The organism is Geminocystis sp. M7585_C2015_104, from assembly GCA_015295805.1.
Lineage (GTDB): Bacteria > Cyanobacteriota > Cyanobacteriia > Cyanobacteriales > Cyanobacteriaceae > DVEF01.
Genome location: DVEF01000034.1, coordinates 1 through 23113 on the forward strand (window position 1 = coordinate 1; position 23113 = coordinate 23113).

General features: G+C 44.4%; 25 protein-coding genes, 1 other RNA gene and 1 riboswitch. Of the genes, 17 read left to right on the forward strand and 9 right to left on the reverse strand.

Going from position 1 to position 23113, the window contains the following annotated elements; all coding sequences use genetic code 11:
• Window positions 1-27 precede the first annotated feature (27 nt).
• Window positions 28-213, forward strand: a non-coding RNA gene (ssrS, locus tag IGQ44_03580) — 6S RNA.
• Window positions 214-266: 53 nt separating this feature from the next.
• Here ssrS and IGQ44_03585 read toward each other — a convergent pair.
• On the reverse strand, window positions 267-473 hold the full coding sequence (locus tag IGQ44_03585; GenBank protein HIK37054.1) for a (2Fe-2S)-binding protein: 207 nt from the start codon (window positions 471-473) through the stop codon (window positions 267-269).
• 121 nt (window positions 474-594) lie between these two features.
• Between IGQ44_03585 and bfr (IGQ44_03590) the strand changes: the two genes are divergently transcribed.
• The 3 genes from bfr (IGQ44_03590) (at window position 595) to IGQ44_03600 (ending at window position 2018) form a co-directional block, all read left to right on the forward strand.
• Window positions 595-1059: a bacterioferritin gene (bfr, locus tag IGQ44_03590; GenBank protein HIK37055.1), complete on the forward strand. Its 465-nt coding sequence runs from the start codon at window positions 595-597 to the stop codon at window positions 1057-1059.
• Window positions 1060-1070: 11 nt separating this feature from the next.
• Complete coding sequence (gene bfr / locus IGQ44_03595; protein HIK37056.1) at window positions 1071-1538, forward strand: bacterioferritin; 468 nt, start codon at window positions 1071-1073, stop codon at window positions 1536-1538.
• A 63-nt stretch (window positions 1539-1601) separates the two neighbouring features.
• On the forward strand, window positions 1602-2018 hold the full coding sequence (locus IGQ44_03600) for a YjbQ family protein (protein ID HIK37057.1): 417 nt from the start codon (window positions 1602-1604) through the stop codon (window positions 2016-2018).
• 453 nt (window positions 2019-2471) lie between these two features.
• Here the strand turns inward: IGQ44_03600 and IGQ44_03605 are convergent, their stop codons facing one another.
• A complete protein-coding gene (locus IGQ44_03605) occupies window positions 2472-3287 on the reverse strand; it encodes a transporter substrate-binding domain-containing protein (GenBank protein ID HIK37058.1) in 816 nt (271 codons plus the stop codon).
• Window positions 3288-3299: 12 nt separating this feature from the next.
• A complete protein-coding gene (locus IGQ44_03610; GenBank protein HIK37059.1) occupies window positions 3300-3830 on the reverse strand; it encodes a DUF4330 domain-containing protein in 531 nt (176 codons plus the stop codon).
• A 114-nt stretch (window positions 3831-3944) separates the two neighbouring features.
• On the opposite strand from IGQ44_03610, the gene IGQ44_03615 reads away from it, so the two are divergent.
• The 4 genes from IGQ44_03615 to IGQ44_03630 all read left to right on the forward strand — a co-directional run bounded on the left by IGQ44_03615 (window position 3945) and on the right by IGQ44_03630 (window position 7809).
• Window positions 3945-4427 carry a 2-C-methyl-D-erythritol 2,4-cyclodiphosphate synthase gene (locus tag IGQ44_03615; protein HIK37060.1) on the forward strand — a complete coding sequence of 161 codons (483 nt, stop codon included), beginning with the start codon at window positions 3945-3947 and terminating at the stop codon, window positions 4425-4427.
• Window positions 4428-4530: 103 nt separating this feature from the next.
• Window positions 4531-5487, forward strand: a complete 957-nt coding sequence (locus tag IGQ44_03620) for a cytochrome c oxidase subunit II (protein ID HIK37061.1) — start codon at window positions 4531-4533, stop codon at window positions 5485-5487.
• Between the two features lie 30 nt (window positions 5488-5517).
• A complete protein-coding gene (ctaD, locus tag IGQ44_03625; GenBank protein HIK37062.1) occupies window positions 5518-7176 on the forward strand; it encodes a cytochrome c oxidase subunit I in 1659 nt (552 codons plus the stop codon).
• Window positions 7177-7194: 18 nt separating this feature from the next.
• Window positions 7195-7809 carry a heme-copper oxidase subunit III gene (locus tag IGQ44_03630; GenBank protein ID HIK37063.1) on the forward strand — a complete coding sequence of 205 codons (615 nt, stop codon included), beginning with the start codon at window positions 7195-7197 and terminating at the stop codon, window positions 7807-7809.
• A gap of 55 nt (window positions 7810-7864) precedes the next feature.
• Here the strand turns inward: IGQ44_03630 and IGQ44_03635 are convergent, their stop codons facing one another.
• The gene (locus IGQ44_03635) at window positions 7865-8302 is read right to left on the reverse strand and encodes a peroxiredoxin (GenBank protein HIK37064.1); all 438 of its coding nucleotides are present in this window, start codon (window positions 8300-8302) and stop codon (window positions 7865-7867) included.
• Between the two features lie 62 nt (window positions 8303-8364).
• Between IGQ44_03635 and IGQ44_03640 the strand changes: the two genes are divergently transcribed.
• A complete protein-coding gene (locus IGQ44_03640) occupies window positions 8365-9024 on the forward strand; it encodes a hypothetical protein (GenBank protein HIK37065.1) in 660 nt (219 codons plus the stop codon).
• Between the two features lie 3 nt (window positions 9025-9027).
• Here the strand turns inward: IGQ44_03640 and IGQ44_03645 are convergent, their stop codons facing one another.
• Window positions 9028-9693, reverse strand: a complete 666-nt coding sequence (locus tag IGQ44_03645; GenBank protein ID HIK37066.1) for a hypothetical protein — start codon at window positions 9691-9693, stop codon at window positions 9028-9030.
• 118 nt (window positions 9694-9811) lie between these two features.
• Window positions 9812-12061: a 5-methyltetrahydropteroyltriglutamate--homocysteine S-methyltransferase gene (gene metE / locus IGQ44_03650; GenBank protein ID HIK37067.1), complete on the reverse strand. Its 2250-nt coding sequence runs from the start codon at window positions 12059-12061 to the stop codon at window positions 9812-9814.
• A gap of 257 nt (window positions 12062-12318) precedes the next feature.
• Window positions 12319-12467: riboswitch (cobalamin riboswitch) on the reverse strand.
• Window positions 12468-12566: 99 nt separating this feature from the next.
• Here metE and IGQ44_03655 point away from each other — a divergent pair.
• From IGQ44_03655 to IGQ44_03670, 4 genes are all read left to right on the forward strand, one after another.
• Window positions 12567-14207, forward strand: a complete 1641-nt coding sequence (locus IGQ44_03655; protein ID HIK37068.1) for a DUF3685 domain-containing protein — start codon at window positions 12567-12569, stop codon at window positions 14205-14207.
• Between the two features lie 61 nt (window positions 14208-14268).
• A complete protein-coding gene (gene ftsH, locus IGQ44_03660; protein ID HIK37069.1) occupies window positions 14269-16119 on the forward strand; it encodes an ATP-dependent zinc metalloprotease FtsH in 1851 nt (616 codons plus the stop codon).
• A 52-nt stretch (window positions 16120-16171) separates the two neighbouring features.
• Entirely contained in the window at window positions 16172-16960 is a 789-nt protein-coding gene (locus IGQ44_03665) for a hypothetical protein (GenBank protein ID HIK37070.1), read from the forward strand.
• Window positions 16961-17175: 215 nt separating this feature from the next.
• Window positions 17176-18381 (forward strand): LCP family protein, encoded by a 1206-nt coding sequence (locus tag IGQ44_03670; protein HIK37071.1) that lies wholly within the window; start codon window positions 17176-17178, stop codon window positions 18379-18381.
• 58 nt (window positions 18382-18439) lie between these two features.
• On the opposite strand, the gene IGQ44_03675 is transcribed toward IGQ44_03670, so the two are convergent.
• Window positions 18440-18556: a photosystem II reaction center protein I gene (locus IGQ44_03675; protein ID HIK37072.1), complete on the reverse strand. Its 117-nt coding sequence runs from the start codon at window positions 18554-18556 to the stop codon at window positions 18440-18442.
• Window positions 18557-18615: 59 nt separating this feature from the next.
• Window positions 18616-19317, reverse strand: coding sequence for a response regulator transcription factor (locus tag IGQ44_03680; protein HIK37073.1), 702 nt, complete (start codon window positions 19315-19317; stop codon window positions 18616-18618).
• A gap of 97 nt (window positions 19318-19414) precedes the next feature.
• On the opposite strand from IGQ44_03680, the gene IGQ44_03685 reads away from it, so the two are divergent.
• The 3 genes from IGQ44_03685 (at window position 19415) to IGQ44_03695 (ending at window position 20955) form a co-directional block, all read left to right on the forward strand.
• Window positions 19415-20044: an ATP phosphoribosyltransferase gene (locus IGQ44_03685; GenBank protein ID HIK37074.1), complete on the forward strand. Its 630-nt coding sequence runs from the start codon at window positions 19415-19417 to the stop codon at window positions 20042-20044.
• An 85-nt stretch (window positions 20045-20129) separates the two neighbouring features.
• Entirely contained in the window at window positions 20130-20486 is a 357-nt protein-coding gene (locus IGQ44_03690; GenBank protein ID HIK37075.1) for a hypothetical protein, read from the forward strand.
• A 100-nt stretch (window positions 20487-20586) separates the two neighbouring features.
• Complete coding sequence (locus tag IGQ44_03695; GenBank protein ID HIK37076.1) at window positions 20587-20955, forward strand: DUF4278 domain-containing protein; 369 nt, start codon at window positions 20587-20589, stop codon at window positions 20953-20955.
• Window positions 20956-21047: 92 nt separating this feature from the next.
• Here IGQ44_03695 and eno read toward each other — a convergent pair whose 3' ends face one another.
• Window positions 21048-22343, reverse strand: coding sequence for a phosphopyruvate hydratase (eno, locus tag IGQ44_03700; GenBank protein HIK37077.1), 1296 nt, complete (start codon window positions 22341-22343; stop codon window positions 21048-21050).
• A 332-nt stretch (window positions 22344-22675) separates the two neighbouring features.
• Here eno and IGQ44_03705 point away from each other — a divergent pair, with 332 nt between their 5' ends.
• Window positions 22676-22948, forward strand: a complete 273-nt coding sequence (locus IGQ44_03705) for a hypothetical protein (protein ID HIK37078.1) — start codon at window positions 22676-22678, stop codon at window positions 22946-22948.
• Window positions 22949-23113: the final 165 nt, after the last annotated feature.

Consider the following 23113-nt stretch of genomic DNA (forward strand, 5'->3'; position numbering starts at 1 on the left):
GGAGCCAGAGAAGTTGTTAATATATATCCAGGACTGCCACGTTGGTGACTGCCAAATATGTTTGTTGATCTATAGTCGACGTATTAGGGAGCCGACGGGAGTCTTGTGGCAGTAGGCCGGGCTTTGGCTACCCGGAAACGAAAGCAGGACAGTTGGCGCCCACCTGGTGTTCTGAGGTCAAAAACTGAGGCAAAACGGCGTGGCGGTTCAACTCTGGGCTGTAAAGCCCACGTTTTTTTCTGTCTCGGGTTAAATGAAGTTAATTCTCATCTGGCTTGGCTGCAAAATTCAGATTTATTCTCACGACGACCTCTATTTGCCTCTGCTATCAGCACTTCTGCATACTCGGCACAACAGCCACAACATCTAGATACAGACATTTTTTCCGCCAATTGTTCTAGGGAGTTGACACCCTCTTCTACTGCCTTATAAATGTCCCTATCCGTAACTTGGTAGCAAAGGCAAACGTACATAGGCCTCCCTTGTTCCACACTCCGGTTTTATTCTACCACATAAGTGCTAAATATTAGCATTTAGCTTGAGAAAAAAATCAGATGGGGCTATAATGGTCTACAACAGACAGAAAATAAGGCTATGGAAGGGAATCAAGAGGTAAAACAGCAGTTAAATAACGTTTTGAAGCTAATATTGACGGCAATCAACCAGTTTTTCCTCCATGCCAGAATGTGTAAAAACTGGGGGTTACATAAACTAAACGAGTATGAGTATCGTTACTCCATTAAGTTGATGAAACAGGCGGATAAAGTCATTGAAAGAATCCTCTTTTTGGAGGGATTACCTAATTTACAAAACCTTGGGAAATTACTGATTGGTGAAAACGTGCCAGAAATCATTGCTAATGATTTAACCATGACTGGGGAAATGGCTAACAATCTCCGCAGTGTTATTAGCCTTTGTGAATCCCAAAGAGACTATGTAAGTAGGGATTTGCTGGCGGAATTGTTGGAGGAGACAGAAGAGGAAATTGACTGGTTGGAGTCTCAACAGTGGTTGATTGCTAATTCCGGTTTGGAAAACTATCTACAGTCTATGATGTAGGGGGACCTACCATGAAGGGGAAAGACACAGTTATTCAACAACTACAGAAAATACTACGCAGTGAATTGGCTTCCAGGGATCAATATTTTATCCACTCCCGCATGTATCAAAACTGGGGATTACATAAACTATATGAAAGAACACATCATGAAATGGAGGAGGAAACCCAACACGCCACCTGGCTTATCGAAAGAATCTTGTTTCTTGAAGCCACCCCAGACTTATCCTCACCAGACGTTATAAAGATTGGTCAAAATGTTCCAGAAGTGTTGCGCAATGACCTAGAATTGGAATATAAGGTTATGGCAGAACTAAAAGAGGCCATCTCTGTCTGTGAGAAAGAACAGGATTATGAGACTAGAGAAATCCTATTGAAGATTCTAGCAGACACTGAAGAAGACCATATCTACTGGTTGGAACAACAATTGGGTTTGATTGAAAAAATCGGCTTGGCCAACTATCTACAGTCGCAGATGTAGTTGTATGGGGATAGACTGTTATTATTACTACTACTATCCCCACAGAGGATGAAACTTATGGGTATGAAATTTTACCAGGAAATTATCCAAGTTCCCACCCGAGGCAAGTGTCTTCATAACATCACCCATCTAGTAGATAAAGTCATTGCCAACTCCGGCATTCAAACCGGCTTGTGCACAGTTTTTATCCTCCACACCAGTGCTAGTTTAATTATCCAAGAAAATGCCGACCCAGATGTATTGGCGGACTTGAGTAACTTTTTCCAAAAACTAGTGCCTGAAGAGGCTCACTATCTCCATAGTGCCGAAGGAAAGGACGATATGCCAAGTCATATCCGCTCTGTATTGACTAATACTTCAGAGAATTTGATAGTGCGTCAGGGCCGTTTATTATTGGGTACATGGCAAGGTATTTATGTTTGGGAGCATCGCAGTCGCTCTTATAATAGAAAAGTGGCTGTTCATGTCCAAGGGGAGTGATATATTTGTCTTTAACAGTGGGCTGTAAACTGAAAAAATACCCAAAAATAGACTAAAAAAGGTTTCTCCGAGGAAAAATCGGCAGATTGATCCCTTGAACTCACTCTTTCTTTCTTTCTTTTTGGCCTACCCTTGGCTTGAGTCTCAAACTTGAGTCTTATTAAATATGAAACATTTCAGGTGGCTTCCTGTTTTCGTCTTTTTATTTAAAACGGCATTAAAAACTACTATTTACTCCCGGGATAAATTGAAGATGCCCATTGAAAACTGAATCGTATAAATTTAATCTGCTAAGTGGGGCATTGGCTGGGAATTGCAACGGGAAACCTTGTCTTATCCTTTTTGGAGGAATAAAAACAAGTGGTGGGCGTAGGGGGAGTGTTTATTAGTGGGAATGTATAGCATTGAGGGAAGGTTTAACTAAGGGGTGGTTCTCATGATAGGGGCAGTCTGTTAGTATAGCACACCAGTGGGTAGACCCCAAAATCGTGCCCTTTCCTTCAACCAGCCTTCCCTTTTCCACCGGCGGATGACTTGATTTATTTTGTCCTGAAGATGTTGATTTTCTCTCCCTTTTGGGAATACAATGGCTAGGGGATAACTACCAAAAATGGTAGGCAGAAGCCTATAGTTTGGGTTTTCCCGTATCCAGCCAGTCAAAACAGTAACATCCCCAGCAAATGCCTCTATTTCTCCTCTTTCCATCAATTCTAAGGCCTCTTGGTAACTGGTAACCCCCCTCAATTTAGCCTGTGGGAGATGATACTGAATGTCAGCAATGGAGCGAGAATAGTATAAAACGGCAATGAGTGTGGGAGGGGAAAAGGAAGAAAAAGGAGAATTGGCTTTAACAACAATGCCAGTGGCACTGAGATAGTAGTAGTCACTAAAGTCTACCACCCGTTGGCGGGAAGGGTTAAGGGTTACAGAGGCAATGACAAAGTCTACCTGATGGTTAATGACGGCTAAAAGACGTTGTTGGTTAAAAAGGGGCACAAAGGAAATGGCATTTTCATCCCCTAACAATTCTCGGGCCAGACCACGGGCGATGTCAATCTCAAAACCTGTTAAATTCCCATCCCCATCTCGAAAAGCCAAGGGAGGGAGATTATCTTTAACACCCACAATGAATTTTCCCCTCTTCTGGATTGTTACCCATTTGTCTTGAGGTGTGTGGCGAGAGGCAACAATCCTGGAATTAGCCTGAGAAATAGAAGGAAAAAGGAATAACAAACTCAGAAACAGGAAAAACAACCCCTTGGGCTTCATGGATGGTATGGCTTAGCTGGCCTTATGCACATCTATTACACTACCCCGGAAGTTGTAGGTACTACCGTCCAATTCCAACACAGTGCCAATTTTCACCTTCTGATTAGCCAACACCACACCGTCGTCAGTCACCACCCCTCTGCCATGCATATACATTATCATGTCCGTACTCAAATCTACTACAGGACGAGGATCAGGCATGGGTTTAAGACTACCATCGGGTTGTGGTGCCAGCACATACCGAGGTAATTCCTCTACCTCGTCGATGGTTAAACTGCCAGCTGGTTCATTTCTTACTAAGATTTTAACATTAGTGCCCTTTAGGGATTGTATAAACTGCTTGCCGTTTCTAACACTTAAGCCTTTTACCAGCAACTCCACTTCGACTTTGTCGCCGCCACCCCCCACCATTTGGGCGATGGTGCCCCTGGGGCCAGGTATTACAAATATACCTATCAAAGTCAGCACCACTACTAAAATTGCCCCTAAATCCAAAATGTTAATTCTGCCAAAAAGACGTCCTTTCGAGTCGATGATGTTCATTTTTTGTTTAGCCACGGACAACCACCAATCAACCCTTCACAATATATCATATTCCCCCACCGGGCTAACAGGGATATAATGCAACCTGATGCTTGCTGTTGTAGGGGGTAAACTATGGTAAACATCAGAGTAGGCAATGGATACGATATACACCGTCTGGTGGAGGGGAGGAAATTAATTCTGGGGGGGGTGGAAATACCACACCATATGGGGTTATTGGGACATAGTGACGCTGATGTCTTAACTCATGCTATAATGGATGCCCTGTTGGGAGCCCTCAGTTTAGGAGATATTGGCCATTATTTTCCCCCCTCTGAGGCTAAATGGGCCGGTGCTAATAGTTTAGATTTGTTAACACAAGTGTGCCAAGTAGTTAAAAAGGAGGGCTGGCAGGTAGGTAATATCGATAGTGTGGTTGTGGCTGAACGTCCTAAACTTAAACCCTATATCCCCAGTATGGTACACTCCCTGGCTAGTAGGATGAACATTGAGCCCAACAGGATTAGCATTAAAGCTACCACCAACGAGAAATTAGGCCCCATTGGCAGGGAAGAAGGTATTTGTGCCTATGCTGTGGCTCTGCTTTATCGCGATTAAAAAAACTTTACACAGAGTCCAAGGAATGTGTGCCATCGTCAGGAAGTTGACGTATCCTAGAAAAATGAGACTGTAGACCAGTGGCAAGAGGTGGAAAGAACAAGTGAATATACCTAGTAATATTATCACCCTGCTGGCGGGAATTCTCCTAACACTAATTAGTCTTTGGTATGGGCAACACCACGGCTTGCTGCCGGCGGCAGCCTCAGAAGAAGCTGAGGCAGTAGACGGATTGTTTAACTTCATGATGACTATTGCCACCGGCTTGTTTTTAATAGTGGAAGGAGCCCTAGTTTACTGTATTGTCCGATTTAGAAGGAAAAAAAACGACCGCACCGATGGCCCGCCAGTGGAGGGGAATGTGCCTCTGGAAATACTCTGGACGGCCATTCCTACTATTATTGTCTTCATCTTGGCTTTGTATAGCTTTGAAGTGTATAACAGTCTGGGCGGTTTAGATGTAGACACCAGCAAGGATTTGCCCGCCAGTCGCCTGGAAATGGCAGAGGGGGGAAATCATGAAGAGGCCCACCATCATCATTTAGTTGCTTTTAACCCCCATGGAGGACATTTAGCCTTGGGTATCGGCAGTGGCAAGGCTGACTTGGAGGTGGAGGTAAATGCCATTCAGTATGCTTGGATTTTTACTTACCCCGATACAGGTATTATTTCGGGGGAATTACACGTGCCTGTCAATAAACTGGTAAGACTAAAAATGAAGGCTGGGGATGTAATCCATGCCTTCTGGGTGCCCCAGTTAAGACTTAAACAAGATGTTATCCCCGGCAGAGAGTCAGAATTGTCCTTTAAACCCACCAAGATTGGCCATTATCCCATTATCTGTGCTGAGTTGTGTGGGGCATATCATGGAGGCATGAAAACTACCCTCTATGTGGAAAGCGAAGAAGACTACCAGGCATGGGTGGAGAGGAATCTTATTGCCCAAACTCAAGACAATCCCCCCATGGTTTTCTCCCCCACTTCGACCCACTTCCAACATCTTGGCATCACCCAGGATACCCTGGCCCAAATTCCCCATCTTCCTCCCCAGTCCCTATAATTTGTATTTCTTTGTAAATCAGAGTGGATTATGTTAAGTACAGAGTTATTACAAGAGAGGCACGAAAAGAGGGAAAGAAGGCTGATAGACTACTTTACCTTTAACACTGACCACAAGGTAATTGGCATTCAGTACCTAGTAACCTCTTTCCTGTTTTACTTCGTAGGGGGTGCCTTTGCAGAGGCGATGCGCACGGAATTGGCCACCCCTAATCCGGATTTCCTCTCCCCAGAATTATACAATCAGATGTTCACCCTCCATGGCACTATCATGATTTTCCTGTGGATTGTGCCAGCGGGGGCGGCGTTTGCCAACTATCTGATCCCCTTGATGATTGGGGCAGAGGATATGGCTTTCCCTCGTCTAAATGCGGTGGCCTTTTGGTTGTTACCCCCCGGTGGCATCCTGTTGATTGCTAGTTTGCTGGTGGGTGCGCCCCAAGCGGGTTGGACTTCTTATCCCCCCCTCAGTTTGATGACGGGCAAGTGGGGGCAACAGATGTGGATTCTCAGTATCCTATTGTTGGGCACCTCTTCTATTCTAGGGGCTATTAACTTTGCCACCACTATCCTCAAAATGCGGATGAAGGAGATGGACCTACATAGTATGCCCCTTTTCTGCTGGGCCATGTTGGCCACTTCTGCCCTTATCCTCCTTTCTACCCCTGTATTGGCTTCTGCCTTGATCCTTCTTTCCTTTGACCTAATTGCAGGCACCAGCTTTTTCAACCCCGCAGGTGGTGGTGATCCTGTAGTGTACCAACATTTGTTCTGGTTTTACTCCCACCCGGCGGTATATATCATGATTTTGCCCTTTTTTGGGGTAATCTCCGAGGTAATTCCTGTCCACTCCCGCAAGCCCATCTTCGGCTATCGTGCCATTGCCTATTCCAGTTTGGCCATTAGCTTTTTGGGATTGATAGTTTGGGCGCACCATATGTTTACCAGTGGCACCCCTGGCTGGTTACGGATGTTTTTCATGGCCACTACCATGTTAGTAGCCGTGCCCACTGGCATTAAAGTTTTTAGCTGGTGTGCCACCATGTGGGGGGGCAAAATCTCCCTCAACACCCCCATGTTATTCGCCATGGGCTTTATCTCATCCTTCCTAATTGGTGGTTTAACGGGGGTAATGTTGGCTTCTGTGCCCTTTGATATTCATGTCCATGATACCTATTTTGTGGTAGGACACTTCCATTATGTGCTGTTTGGGGGCTCAGCCTTAGCCTTGTTTGCCGGTTTCTATCACTGGTTTCCCAAAATGACGGGCAAGAACTACAACGAGACTCTGGGGAGATTACACTTTCTCCTCACCTTCCTGGGATTCAATATTACCTTTATGCCCATGCACCAATTAGGACTAATGGGGATGAATAGGCGTATCGCTTTGTATGACCCTCAATTTCAACCTTTGAACATGCTAAGCACCGCCGGCGCCTATTTGCTGGCTGTCTCCACCATCCCCTTCCTCATCAACGTAGTATGGAGCCTTCTCAAAGGCACTAAAGCGGAAAGGAATCCCTGGAATGCCCTTACTCTGGAATGGCAAACGGCTTCTCCCCCTCTTATCGAGAATTTTGAAGAGGAGCCTATTTTATGGAGTGGCCCATACGACTATGGTGTTGACAACCAGTCTGAAGCCACTGCCGAATCCGTCGAGGAAATGTTAGCTGATGTATCTGGAAAGTAATACTAGAAATAAATACCTATGACCACCACAGCCATTGATAGTAGAGTTGTCCTACCGGGAGAGGGTAAAAGTCGTCACCACCATCATCCGGACCATCGTCTTTTCGGGTTAGTATTGTTTTTGGTGGCGGAGGGTATGATCTTTTTCGGGCTTTTTAGTGCCTATTTAATATACTTTGCCACCATCCCCCAATGGCCTTTTGGCATTGAATTGGACTTGTTTCTCCCTAGCATTAACACCTTTATCCTTGTCAGTAGTAGTTTTGTAATGCACCAGGGTCAAAGAGCCATCAAAAAGGACGATGTTAGGGGATTACAATTCTGGTTTAGCCTCACCGCCATTATGGGGATTATATTCCTTTTAGGACAAGGTTACGAGTACACCCATGCCGGTTTTGGTTTGACAGACAATCTATTTGCCAGTTGTTTTTACGTATTGACAGGCTTCCACGGCTTACACGTCACTGCAGGTTTATTGTTTATTTTCGCCACCCTCTGGCGCTCCCTAACACCAGGGCATTATTCTAAAGACAGACACTTCGGGGTAGAAGCCTCAGAATTGTATTGGCATTTTGTGGATGTGGTTTGGATTGTCTTGTTTATTCTAATTTACCTCCTGCCATTAACTCCATAAGGCTATCTGCCGTAAAAGGGGGGAAACCTACCCCCCATTTTTTCACTAGTCTATACTACTTGCCTATGTTAGCCAGGATGTCTTGGGCGTGGGTGTCTACCTTAACTTTTTCATCCACATGGGTGATAATGCCTTCAGGGTTGATGATGTAAGTCACCCTTTTGGCGTAACCACCTCCATCCACATCATAGGCTTTGGTAATACTGCCGTCGGTATCTGCCAGTAGTTTAAAGGGCAAACCGTATTTTTCCTTAAACCTCTTATGAGAGGCTTCGTCGTCTCTGCTTACCCCCAAAACTACTATATCCTTGTTTTTGAACTCTTCGTACTTGTCTCGGAAACTTTGAGCCTCTTTGGTGCAACCGGGGGTATCGTCTTTGGGGTAAAAGTATAATACCACTACCTTACCAGTATAATCAGACAGAGAAACAGTATTCCCCTCTTCATCCTTGGCAGTGAAATTAGGCGCTTTGGTGCCTACTGCTAAAACCATAATCCCCTCCTAAAATTGAATATAATATCTCCTCTTTTCTACTTTACAATACTTAACAAAATATGAGAATACCTCTGCCCTTAAATTTTGATCCCCCAAAACCCCTTACCATTTACGATTATCAAGACATCAGTGTTGTTTTTTCTATAGATAGTGTTCAATCATTTCTATTTAATTTTACCCCTATAATCCCTCAGGGGTGGCGACTACAAAAAACCATTATTAGTTCCAATTGTAGTACTTTTTGCTTCCAGAACCTCAGGATTACTCTTGAAAAAAAACAAGTGTCTTTTTCGGGGAAAATAAGTCAATTTTCTCCAGAAATAGAAGCGGTGATTGACAAGTTCTTCCTCAACTATATCAAACCCAGAAATCAAACAACTCTCCTGGTATTTAGGAGGCTGGTGTCCATCCCGGGAAAGTCGGGGGTAGCGGGAAATTTCATAAGACAGACTGTTTTAAAGTTTCCAGAAGATAGGTGGCAAATAAGAGGACAAAGACCGAAGAAAATACTGCTAAATTTTGCCTACCAATTGGAGGGAAAGAAGGTAACAATAAGCCTTATTGACGGTGACTTGAAAAGGGAAAAACAACAGCACTCCTGTTTGCTATTTAAGGGTGTTGCTCAACCAGAGGGAGTGGCTGACTTGATGGGAGTTTGTCACGAATACCACCGTTGGTTTAATCAAATAGTAAATAAGGACTTCTTGGGTTGTGTATAAGTGTTATTTCCCTCCCTCCATAGCTTGTAAATACTCCATAGCAGCCTGTAAACGAGACTCATAGGATTGGGCAAATTGTTCAAACCAAAAGCCCTCATCTGAGTAGGGATCTAAATTCTTCAAGAATTCCTCTGCCTTTTGTATAAGTTGTTTTTCCTTCCTCCTTTTCTCCGCCTCTTGTCTTCTGATTTCCTCTACGTCTTGCAGGGTATTTTTGTTAGATTCTGTTCTTCTTTTTTGTTCAAATTGTCTGGTAATATCAGCAAAAAGCGATTGAGTATCAATTTGGCTACTGGGCTGGGGTTTAGGCTTGTTTTTATCCTTAAATTGTTTTTCTATGTCGGAAAATAAATCATCATCCTTCTGGGTTTCAGCGGAGACATTCTTCCTGTCTGAAGGGTGGTATTGTTGTTTACTCTTCTCTTTAAACTGCCTTTCTATATCGGAAAACAAATCATCCCCTTCTAGATTTTCAGTAGGGATATTGTCTTTAGCCGATGGGAAAGAATTCTTATCCTTTTTCTGCTTAAATTCCGCCTCGATTTCCCTTTTCGCCCCTTCTAAGCCCGAGGAAAGTACATTCTCTTTTGCCGTTGGCGTCGGCTTGTCTTCTTTTCGGAAACCCTTTTCAATACTGGCAAAAAACTCGTCAATATCACCAGTGCCCATGGTATTGCCCCAAAAGAGTCAGAAGGCCCCCATTTTCATTCTACTACGACAGGGGAAAAAAGGGAATAGGAATGGATTCCCTAACCCCCTAAACCCCACTCCTTACATCCTACCCCCTTTATCCTACTCCCATTCCCAAAGTTTCCCGGAGACGATTGGTGGCGGCTACCATGTTTTTGAGGGAGGGTATTACTTCTTCCCATCTTCTGGTTTTTAAACCACAGTCGGGATTAACCCAAATCTGCTGTGGCGGTAAATGGGATATCCCCTCTTGTAATTGACGGAATATCTGGTCTACACTGGGGATAGCTGGACTGTGAACGTCGTAAACCCCATTGCCCACCTGTTTTTGATAGCCCGCCCTTGTAATTTGCAATAGGGTTTCGTTGTTACTCCGACTATTTTCAATGGAAAGTACGTCGGCATCCAGACGCTCAATGTGTTCGATAATGTCCCCAAATTGAGAATAGCACATGTGTGTGTGAATCTGAGTTTCAGGACGAGCACCAGCAGAGGCTAGACGGAAGGCATCCACCGCCCAGCGGAGATACTCATCCCAACGACTCTTCTTCAAGGGCAACCCCTCCCGCAAAGCTGGTTCATCTATTTGAATCATACAAGCCCCAGCCGCCTCTAAATCAGCCACCTCATCCCTCAATGCCAAGGCAATCTGCATCGCCTGTTGGGCCCGGGGTATATCTGCACGGGGGAATGACCAGTTGACCATGGTTACCGGCCCTGTTAACATGCCCTTTACTGGTTTTTTAGTGAGGGATTGAGCTACTTTGAATTCTCGTACTGTCATAGGCTCCAACCGGGATACATCCCCATAAATGATAGGAGGACGTACGCAACGACTGCCATAGCTTTGTACCCAACCATATTCAGTAAAGGCAAAACCAACCAGCTTTTGAGCAAAGAATTCTACCATGTCTGTCCGTTCAAACTCCCCGTGCACCAGCACATCCAAGCCAATTTCCTCCTGGAGGCGAATACAGTTGGCAATCTCTGCATCGATGGCCTTTTGGTACTCCTCCTGACTGATTTCCCCTCGTTTTAATTTTAGCCGCAGTTGCCTGATTTCTTTGGTTTGCGGGAATGAGCCAATGGTGGTAGTGGGAAAAGGAGGTAGTTTCGGTTGTAGTTCTCTGCGTTTCTCGTAAGGCAGTTGACGCTCCAATTGTTCGGGGGTAAGGCTTTCTAGACGTTTTTGCACTTTTTCATTAACGGGACTAAAGGCGCGAAACTCCTGCCACTTCTCCTCCCAAGGCTGCAACAATTCTTCTAGAATCCCTTCCTCTAATCCCCTGGCTATGAGTTTCACCTCCGTCAACTTCTGTACTGCAAAACTCAATACCTGTCCCAGAGGCTTTGGTAGTTGTTTTTCTCTTGTCACATCATAGGGCACGAATTGCAAAGAGGCAGAGGGATGTATCCGTAGGTTGGATGTCACCTGTTGGATACGGTTTAGGGTAGCCAGTAGCACCTGGGGTTGGACAGTCCACACATTACGGGCGTCTACGATTCCCACCCCCAATTGCTTATCTGCCGGGAATCCATAACTACACAGTAATTCTAGATTATTTCCCCGGGTGAAATCTAGGCTGATGGTAGTCACTGGCAACTGCACCACCCAGGGGTAGGCGCCCCCTAAATCGTCAAAATAGGTAACCAGGTGTATAGGGATGCCCACGGCGGCAAGCTCATCATACAGTTTTTCATAATACTGTCGCCAGTGGTTAGCATCCTCTAACACCAACGCCGGCTCATGTATTTGTACCTCAGAGACGCCTAGAGCCTTCAATTGTTTTAACAAATCTACATATCGGGGGGAAAGTTCGTTAAATACCCTCTCCAATTCCACCCCCATACGACTTAAACGCAAGAATGTCAATAGGCCCAATATAATAGGGGTTGCCCTTTCTCCTAGCTTTTCTTTGGCGGAGGTTATTTTGGCCAAAAAGTCACTAAAATCTGGCGGAAAGAGGGAATAATCGCTGATTTCCGGCACCAGGTAGTGATAGTTGGTATCAAACCACTTAGTCATTTCCAGGGCAGGGATTCCCTCTTTTCCTCTGGCCATGGCAAAATAACGTTCTAACCCGGAAAGGGCACGGAAACGAGGGGGTATAATCCCCAGTCTGACACTCCAATCCAAAACGGGATCATACAGACTGCTATCCCCTACTCCAATCCTTTCAATCCCAGCATCCTGCTGCTGTTGCCAGTTGTAATGTTGAATCCGTTTTTCAACCTGTAGTAACTCTTCTGTACTTATTTTGCCCGACCAATAGGCCTCCAATGCCTTTTTCAACTCCCTGTTAGCCCCAATGCGGGGATAACCCACAGTCGCCGTCACTATACTCATAAAAACGCTCTCCTCTCTCTATTAAAATGATTATCATTAAAATCATAAGCAGACAAATAAACCGTTTTCACCCCTTAGCTTCATTTAATTGGGGTACTGACACCGTAGATGGTAGCAATTTCCCTCTATATCCTTACCACCAGGCCGTGGCTACCATGTTTTTCGTGGGCTTTTCTGAAGGGCTTTTCTTGGGAGTGGATAGCCTGTAGTATTTAATAACAAGTTCTTGTTTCATCCGTACCTCGCAGATGAACTTTGATAGGGTTTACACTGTCGGCGGGCATCCTGACTGAGCAACCCTTCGGGGTTGGCATCACAGTTGCGGGACAGCGCCGGATTTTCACCAGACTTTCCCCCTTGCGTCTGATGGCTGATCCCCATCAGAACCGACCCTGCCCATTATAACACAACTGCTAGCAATTTGTTCTTTTTTTTTTACTATTTTTTCATCTTTCACGCTAAAAAATTATTGTATCACCGCTCACGACTGTTGGGGATTTGATAAATGTCTGCTAACCCTTTGTTGCCCCCCATAAGTGTAATTTTATTGGACGAAGATCCCATTTTTTCCCTGGGATTGAGAGAGGCTTTAAAGACGGGGGGATTCCTAGACATTAATTTGGTTGCTACTGGCCAACTCCAGGATATTTTCTCCTTACTGGAAAGTTATAAAGTCGATTTGTGGCTAGTATGTCTAGACTTAGAAATTTACCCAAAAAAGGTCAGAAAATTCGTTTCTGAACTGCCAAAAATCTCCAAAGATTACCCAGAAATTAATTTACTCCTACTCACAATACCAGAAACCATGGTATATGACTTTAAACTAAATTATCTCCCCATTGTCAAGGGCTATTGTTATAAACACATCCCCTTGGAACAACTGGTTGAAGTAGTGCGTTTATGCGGCAGAGGAGGATTTTATCAAGGCGGTAAAGTAAAGCCTATTGATGGTTGGCTTAATAGTCAATTGCAGGCGGGTTTGAGGGAAATAGATGGCCAAATTGAGAAAATAAACCGTCTGCTGGAAAATCATAAACTTTCCCTTTTCGACTTGATTTATTGGCAGGGGAGGAGAAGAGAACTAAAAGTCGCTAGATTCTTACTTTCTCGTTTCCTCCCTCCCCCAGCAAAAGTGGCCGATTTTAGCTATCCTAACAATTCTTCTCCTCCCTCTCCCTCCCTAATAATTCCCGAAAATCCCCCGGAGACAACTAGTATCGAAAGAATTAGAATTTTTCCCGAATCTTTTCTAGAAAATGTCCACAACAATCCCCTCGTCAACTTCTCAGCCAAAATCCTGGAGATTGACGCTTTTTCTCCTGTAAAACGGAAGCAACTTTTGGTCACAATTTTAAACGAATGGAATTTTTTGATTTTTGAACTAAAACAAGCTAAAATAGAGGAGGATGTTCTGAAAAAATCAGCTAGGTATTACCTGAAAAGAATCTGGTGGGGCTCCCTAAAAAAATTTCTGAATATAACTGGAATCATGGCGGAGGAAATAGACGTTATAAACCCGGAGGAAACAGAGGTAGGCAGCTACGAGGAGAAACTGTATTCTATTCCCTTCGTAGAAGATTTGTTGGCCTATCAGGTGTTAGATAAACCTTTGGTTATAGACGGCATAATTTACGAGAAAGAGAAGGAGGAAAGCAGAGAAATAGCAGAAATAATAATGACGAACCTAATTATAACCATAGCTAACTGTGTAGGAGCATTTATTCTGAATGAATATGCGGAAAATCCAGAAGTAAGACAGGTCCTGTTGGAAAAGCAATGGAAATCGTCCAGAAAATTGGCAATGTTTCGGAATAACTTGGTTTGGGAGTATAGAAAAGAAAAATACTGGTCAAATCCTAAAAACATATTTGAAGATAAATATGAACTGTTGATATTGACGGAAAAAGGAATAGAAACCTACACTGTTAACCATCCCCGCCACCGGGAGTTGAAAGAATTAAAGGGAATACCCTGGCTAGTAACCATAATGATCGAGTTGAGAGATAGTCTTTCCAGAGGAGTGAAATCCTTTGGAGATTTTTTAGGAAAACTGCTAGTATACTTGTTAACGGAGGTGCTGGGTAGAGGGATAGGACTCATAGGTAAGGGCATCCTCCAGGGAATAGGAAGTAGAATTAGAAATTAGAAGGGAATATTTTTAACTGTTTGGGAATGAAAAAATGAACACCGACAATGGCAACCTGACAATGAAAACTAATAGGAAAAGAAAAAAAAACACCATTGTAAACCTTTTGACCAGTCTTTTTTTAGTATTTGAGGGAATATCCCTGGGCAATGTAGCCTTGGCACAATCTAGACGCGAGAGTGTTTTAACCTATGGACAACTCCTTCAGCTAGTGGAAAAACGGCAGGTAAATAGAATTGTGATAGAAAAGAATACAGGAACAGCAAGGGTGTATCTGAGAAATAACCGGCAACAGTCCCCGTTAAAGGTGTACATATTCTACCATAATCCAGAACTGGTTCAAAAAACAAGGGAAAAGGGAATAGACTTAGTAGTAGAAGCCAATACCGCCAATGGAGATGCCATCATCAACACCCTCCAGTTTGTATTATTGTTGTCTCTGATTATTGGTCTATTTGTCCTGATAAGAAGATCGGCCAATGCGGCGGCGGGGGCAATGAATTTTGGCAAATCTCGTGCCAGATTCCAAATGCAAGCCTCTACAGGAGTGGCTTTCAAAGATGTAGCCGGCATTGACGAGGCTAAGGAGGAATTGCAGGAGATAGTGGCTTTCCTGAAAAACCCAGAGAAATTCACTGCCATAGGCGCTAAAATCCCCCGCGGCGTTTTACTGGTAGGCCCTCCCGGCACCGGTAAAACCCTCCTGGCAAAAGCCATCGCCGGTGAAGCTAAAGTTCCATTTTTTAGCATTTCTGGTTCTGAATTTGTAGAAATGTTTGTAGGAGTAGGTGCTTCAAGGGTAAGAGACCTATTCCGCAAGGCCAAAGAAAATGCCCCCTGTATCGTGTTTATTGATGAAATTGATGCAGTAGGGAGACAGAGAGGGATTGGCATTGGTGGGGGCAATGACGAAAGGGAACAAACCCTAAATCAGTTATTGACAGAAATGGATGGCTTTGAAGGCAATACCGGTGTGATTGTCATAGCCGCCACTAATAGGCCAGATGTGTTGGACAGTGCCCTTTTACGCCCCGGTAGATTCGATCGTCAGGTGGTGGTGGACTATCCTGATTTTCATGGACGCTGGGAGATTCTCAAAGTCCATGCCGCCACTAAGAAAATGGCCCCTGATGTCTGTTTGAAGACTATTGCACAACGCACTCCGGGCTTTTCCGGTGCAGATTTAGCCAATCTCCTCAACGAAGCGGCTATCCTAACTGCCAGGAAAAGAAAAGATGCCATCACCATGGTGGAAATTGAAGAAGCCATGGATAGAGTCATCGCCGGGATGGAAGGCACCCCCTTGGTAGATGGTAAAAGTAAACGTCTTATTGCCTATCATGAGGTGGGGCACGCCATAGTAGCTACTCTAACAGAAGGACATGAGCCCGTGGGTAAAGTTACTCTCATCCCCCGTGGACAAGCCAAAGGCCTAACCTGGTTTACCCCCGAAGACGAACAGGGTTTGATGACCAAAAAACAGCTATACGCTCGTATTACGGGTCTTTTGGGGGGAAGGGCTGCCGAGGAGGTGGTTTTCGGCGTTGACGAGATTACCACTGGTGCCGCCAATGACATCGAAAAGGTTACTTATCTTGCCCGCCAAATGGTTACTAAATTTGGCATGTCCCAGTTAGGGGTTTTAGCTTTAGAAGGGGAGGAACATCCCATTTATTTGGGAAATGATCCCCTTAATCGCACCGAGTACTCCCAGGAGATAGCTCAGAAAATTGATGAAAAAATAAGGGAAATTGTACTTCAATGCTATGAAAAGGCTAAAAACACTATCCGAGAGAACAGACCAGTTATCGACCACATCGTAGATTTGTTAATAGAAAAAGAAACAATTGATGGAGACACCTTTAGACAGATATTGAGGGATTATAGCAATTTACCAGTAAAGGCGCATTGACAATTGTTAAGGGATGGCCAACAATAAAAGTGCCAAATAAAGCAATAGTGATATGAGAATAACTTCTGGTTTTCTTAGTCTTATCCTTAAGTCAGTGGGGGGGATTATATTGATTTCCTCTATGGCCACCTACTTTTTTCTATTCAGCAACCCTAGATGGGAAGACGTAAACTGGCAAATTAATCTTACCAACAGTTTAGTAGATCAGGGAATAGTGCCCCTGATTGCCATCAGTTTTTTACTAGTGGGGTGGTGGGTGGAGGACAGCGAAAACCCCACCAGACCCGGCGGTGGGGCACCGCGGCTAATAGTATTTATAATTGCTAGTATATTGGGTCTAGTTTATTTGCTCACAGTACCCCTCCATTATAATAACATAAGTCGCGTTAGTAGTGACATCATAACCCAAATCCAACAGCGAAGTGAACAACAAAGGGCTCAACTGGAAGGATTTGTGTCTCAACTAGAAGCCATCTCCAAAAACCCCCAAAAATTAAAAGTGGAAATTCAACAGAGAGAGGAAATAATAAAAGCCGGGGGAAGACTCCCTACAGGGCAACAATTGGCTCCAGAACAGTTACAATTGCTCACAATACAAACAGCTCAACTCAAACAAATTAGTAATCTGGTTAACAAGCCAGAAGAGTTAAAAAGTAAATTTCAACAGGCCCGTTCACAATTAGAAAAAGAGTTGAAAAAACTAGAAGAGGAAGAGAAAAGTCGCGCTAGGGGCTTGGCATTACAACAAGGTTTACGCACCTCTATTTCTAGTCTAATGCTGGCCATCGCCTATATAGTAATTGGCTGGTTTGGCTTGAGAATTGCCCTTTTTGCCCCATAAGCCTCCTAAGAGGCATACTAATTTTTCCCCCCCATGATATTCTATCAGTATTAGTGTGGTGGAGAATTGTGAATAAATTGGCAGCAAAGAAAAAAAGATCATCCCCGGCGGCAAAGGGGGCAAAATTGAAAAGTAGAAGTGTCTCTCCTCTTTGGCAAGGATTTGTATGGGGTTCATGTTTCACCGTCACCGCCCTGTTGAGTAGTATTTTGGGGATGACTATTGCCCTCAAAACCCCCCTCCCAGTGAGTTTAGAGTTGATAGGCGAGAAACTGGAAAAACTCAAAACCTTTACCCCCTACTCCTGGTTGGCACCACCCCTCACTAAACCCATCAATATACTGGTAATGGGGATAGACCGTGTGCCCAATGCTACGGGGGAGGGGAAATTTTCCGGCCGTAGTGATACGCTCCTACTGGTGCGTTTAAACCCTGAGACTAATTCTATAGTAGTCCTATCTATTCCCAGGGATAGCCGAGTGCGCATGCCGGACGGACACTATGATAAAATTAACAGTGCCAATCCACTGGGTGGTATCCCCTGGGTGAAGAAAGTAATAGAAAAAAACTTCAAAAATGTTACAGTTGACCATTATGTAAGGGTAAGCACCGAGGCATTGAGGAAACTAGTGGATGCAGTGGGGGGGGTTGAAGTATATGTACCCAAGGATATGCAATATGTGGACCGCACCCAGGGATTGTATATTGATTTAAAAGAGGGGAAACAGGTACTAGACGGGGAAAAGGCCGAACAGTTTATTCGTTTTCGCAATGACTGGTTGGCAGACATTGGGAGAATCCAAAGACAACAGCTGCTATTACAAGCCCTAGAGGCCAAATTGCGATCTCCTCAAACTCTGTTACGTTTGCCTAGTATTATCCAAACCCTACAAGAAGAGGTGGACACTGACCTAAGCAAATCCCAATTATGGAGTATAGTCAATTTCGCCCTAGGTGTCGACAGGGATAACATCCGAATGATTCTCCTGCCCGGAAAAGTCAGTTCCTCACACCGGTATAATACCAGTTATTGGCTCATCTCAGAACCGGACCTGCAAAAAATAATATCTGAGCACTTTAATGGTAACACTGAGGGGAGAGAAGAGAGCCCCTCTCCCGACAGCATCAGTATTGTAATTCAGAATAGCACTCCCAACCCGGAATTGGCTAGGCGATTAGCAGAAATACTAAGAGAAAAAGGTTACACCCATGTGCGGCTGGGGGGTAAATCCCCCTTCCCCACCGACACTACCCTTATCATTGTGCAAAAAGGAGACGAATCGGCAGCAAGACAAGTACAAAAACTCCTACCCTTTGGCAGTCTGGAATTCTCCTCCACCGGCGACGTCGAGTCAGACATCACCATCCGCCTGGGGATGGATGCAGAAAAACTGCTGGAAGAGAAAAGTTTTGCCCAATAACAGGGCCCTTTTAAACTGTTATTGTCAATTTTCGGGGTTCCCCCTTCTACTTAACCTTTTATTCTAGATCCTTGCGTCCGGGATTGCGAGCCGGATCCCCGGATAGGAAACCGAAAATAAACAACAACACAAAGAATGCCACTACTATGTTGACAACAATTTTTAGGGTTAACACTTCTCCTACACTCCTATTCAGTACTACTGTTGCTCTATTTTACCGCAGGGGGTACAATGTTAGGCCTGTGGGGAAGATTTTTGTTCCAGTCCAAACCAATAACCTTTACCATAAACTGTATGGATTAGAGGAGGGGCATCAGGAGATTCTATTTTTCTTCTCAGAAGCCTCACCATGGCTGCCACCACATTGCTACTAGGGGGAGACTGTTGCCCCCAAAGTTGATTGTAAATGTATTCTTGAGTAATGAGCTTATAAGGATTTTCATAAAAAAGCCGTAGCAACTGTATTTCTTTGTCCGACAATTTGCTCAATCTGCCGTTGCGATAAACCAGATGGCTTTCCCAGTCAACTTCCAAACCAGCAGTTATAATGCCCTCCCGGCGGCTTTTTCCTCGTCGCAGCAAAGCCCGAATTCTGGCAAGCAATTCCCTCAACTCAAAGGGTTTGACTATGTAATCATCCGCGCCTCCATCCAAACCCACAACTCTGTCATCCAGGGTATCCTTGGCGGTGAGAAACAGTATAGGAATATCAGCTAAGGGGGGAGAGAAACACTGACGCACCTGTTTACATATTTCCAATCCACTAATGCCTGGCAACATCCAATCCAGGATTAGCAAATCGTAACCTCCCCCCCTAATTATCCCTAAGGCATCCCTCCCATCCCCACAGGTTTTTACCCAATAACCTTCCCCCAGTAAAATCCTTTCCAAGGTTGTGGCTAATTCAGTCTCATCCTCCACCAACAAGATTTTCATTGACATCCCCGTCAAAAACTGATAATTAAATAAACTTGATTAAATCAATTAAATTAATTAAATTAATTGTTCGCCAGCCACTGTCCACCTACTTTTTATGTTAACCATCGCACTGCCAAAAGGAGCCCTCTTAGAGGAAAGTATCCAAGTTTGTCAGAAGGCGGGATTGGATTTTAGTTTATTCCTGGAAGAGGGGAATCGCCAGCTACAGATATGCGACTGCCGGGGGTTGGCCAAAGCCATATTAGTTAGGGCTCAAGATGTACCAGTTTATGTAGAATATGGTCAGGCTCATTTGGGCATTGTTGGTTATGACGTTTTAAGGGAGAAAAAAGCAGAAGTTGCCCATCTTGCCGACCTAGGTTTTGGTTACTGTCGCATGTCCGTCGCTGTACCCGCTACGAGCCCCTATAGAAGTTCATTGGACTTACCAGCCCATAGTATTGTAGCATCCAAGTTTGTCAACTGTGCCAAGGAGTATTTTCGTAGTTTAGACCTACCTGTAGAGATTGTACCCCTTTATGGTTCAGTGGAATTAGGGCCTATAACGGGGATGTCGGCGGCGATTGTGGATTTGGTGTCTACTGGTAAAACCCTGAGGGAAAACGGCCTAGTGGAAATAGATGTATTATTTGAAAGTACGGCCTATCTCATAGCCAATCCCCTCAGTTACCGTTTAAACTGTCATGACATTGGCCAATGGGCAGAAAAAATAGTAGGGGCCTAAGGGGGTTGGGGACGTAGACCAGTGACTGAGACGGGGTCATCTGCTACTATTGAGAGGAATATTTAGGATATAGGCGTCTTTTTGTATGACCAAATTCACCCTCATTTGGCCACAGGGTAGCATCTCCTTCAATTATAACCTATCTGCTGCCCAACAGCTAAAAGCCAAAATAGGCCTTTTGGTAGAAACCCTAAAACAGGTTAGCCAGGGGAAAATACCTACCAAATCGTTTTCTCCCATGGAATACCAATACACTGGCGAGGTGTTTCTGGAAGTTTTTTGCAATCCCAACATATATCCCTCTCCCTTTGCTGCCAAGGTTTTGATTACTGTTAGAGATGACAAAATTCGCATTACCACCGAAACCGAATTGAACTATCTTATCGAGTCTCTCGATAACTACATTGGTGATAATAACAGGGGAAATATTAAGTCTTTATAAGGATTTTCCTTCCCGTCTTTACAGTGGTCCGGAAAAATGTAAAAATAGATACAGAATACAGAACCCTTGTAGGCATGAAAGTGAGGGAAAAATGGGGATAATGGACACTAAATACCGTGGTTTTGCTTATTCCCCCCTAAAAAGGGTGTTGGAGTGGGGAGAAGGGGGGGTTGAGGCTGGCAGATACAGAGGCTGTCACTGGAATTATCAACTCCCCAGACACGTAATACAAGCTCAACCAAAAGTGGATTTGGTTTATCGAGGAGTTTCTTATTGTCGCCAGTCAACGGGTGTACACTCCCCCATTACCGATTCTATTACCAATTCTACCCTTCACCAGATTCATATGGAGAATATCCGTTGTAACTTAGAGAGACGGATTCAGGTGGCCAAAGAAAAAAACGATAAACACCTCTTGTCCCTGTTGCAGAGGGAGTACCAGGAGTTAGATTTAGCAGAAGGCCTATAATGACAGACTCTTGTGGTGATATTATACCTGGAACCCCATCGTTTCCCAAAAAGGGGGCGAATGTCGAGTATTCCCCTCAGCCCCCAATTATATCAGCAATAACGAGGTCCTAGTCCGACCTTTGGCGCATATACCGCACTTTCTCCCAACTCCTCCTCTATTCTGAGAAGACGATTGTATTTGGCTACCCTCTCACTCCTACAAAGGGAGCCAGTTTTTATTTGCCCTGCACGGGTTGCCACTGCCAGGTCGGCAATGGTGGTATCTTCCGTCTCCCCAGACCGGTGGCTTATTACAGTAGTGTAACCCCTGCGAATGGCTAGGTCAATGGTTTGTAAAGTTTCTGTTACAGTACCTATTTGATTTAGTTTGATGAGGATGGAATTGGCAACTCCCATCTTAATACCTTGGGATAAACGGCTGGCGTTGGTGACGAATAAGTCATCCCCTACCAGTTGAATTTTGTTGCCCAGTCTTTGAGTCAGGGTTTTCCAATTCTCCCAATCCTCTTCATGCAGCCCGTCTTCTATGGACACAATGGGGTACTTGCTTACAAGTTTTTCCAGGTAGTTAATGAATTCCTCTGCCGAGTGAGCACTACCTTCATACACGTATTTCCCGTCTTTATACAATTCCGAGGCGGCAATGTCCATGGCTAGGGCTATCTGTCTGCCAGGTTGATATCCAGCAACTTCTATGGCCTGTATTAACAATTCCAGAGCCTCTTCGTTAGAATTCAAATTGGGGGCATATCCACCCTCATCTCCTACCCCCCCCAGTAGATTCTTCTCCTTTAATACCCTCTTAAGGGAAGCAAACACCTCGGCGCCCCATCTTAAAGCCTCTGAGAAACTCTCCGCCCCAATGGGCATAATCATAAATTCCTGAAAGTCTACATTGTTAGCAGCATGCACCCCCCCATTCAGCACATTCATCATAGGCACCGGCAACACATTGGCTAAGGGCCCACCAAGATACCTATACAGAGGGATTTGCAGCTCCGCCGCTACCGCCTTGGCCGTCGCAATGGACACCGCCAGGATCGCATTGGCTCCCAGATTCTTCTTGTTGGGAGAACCATCCCTTTCTATCATGGCCCTGTCCACTGCTATTTGGTCTAGGGCGTTAACATTTAGTAACACTGGGGTGATTTTCTCTTTGATGTTCCTCACCGCTATGGATACCCCTTTGCCATTGTAGCGGTTTGAGCCTTCGTCTCTCAACTCGTGGGCTTCAAATGTGCCCTTAGACGCCCCACTGGGCACTTGAGCCATCCCTACAGCCCCACTTTCCAATCTTACCTCTGCCTCCACGGTGGGTGTGCCTCTAGAATCTAGGATTTCCCTGGCTGTTATCGCTTCTATCAGAATTGGCTGTTGCTCTAACATTGCTTCTTCTTCTCGAAAAAACAAAAATCTGTCCATATGAATGATACTCTTTGCGCCGACAAAAATCACCCCCCATGTTTTTTCTTGTTGATTTTCCAATTCTCACACCCCTACCTACGGCTGCTAAGTATTAAGATTCTTTATTGACTTGGCTATTCGGCTTTTTTTGTGATAGATTTAAATTAGAATAAAATGGCAGTTGTTTAAAATAATCCTCTCCCGTGGAACGTGGTTATAAGTCTCTGTTTTTTCCTCTCGGATGTCTAAATTTTGGCTGTTTGCTGTCTCTTTTTGTCTCTTTATTTTTAGTTGGCGTCTTGGGGGTGCCCTGGTTGGCTAATGCCCTTTTGTTGTTTTTTTTTCTTTTATTGGTTTCTCCCCTGTTGGTTTTCGCTGTCCTGCGCTGGTGGGTGAATAAGAATGTAATAGAGGGGCATTGTCCTAGTTGCGACTATCGTTTTTTTGCCTTCAAAAGTTCTACTTTTTCCTGTCCCAATTGTGGCGAGTCTCTACTTCTAGAAGGTGACAAGTTTGTACGTCAAACTCCTCCCGGTACAGTAGAAGTGGAGGCAGTGGAGGTGTCTGTGGAAGATTCATCCGGTTAGTTTTTCTCACTGTCCCTTGACATTATTTTCTTTTTTTTGTTTTAATGGGATTAGTGTAGAATGGGGCTTTCTGTGCCAAAAAAAACTGGGGAGAAGGGGAATTGTAAGAGTGGTTAGGTGGAAAGGGAGTCATAAGAGGGAAGGGAATGGCAAAGTATTTTACCA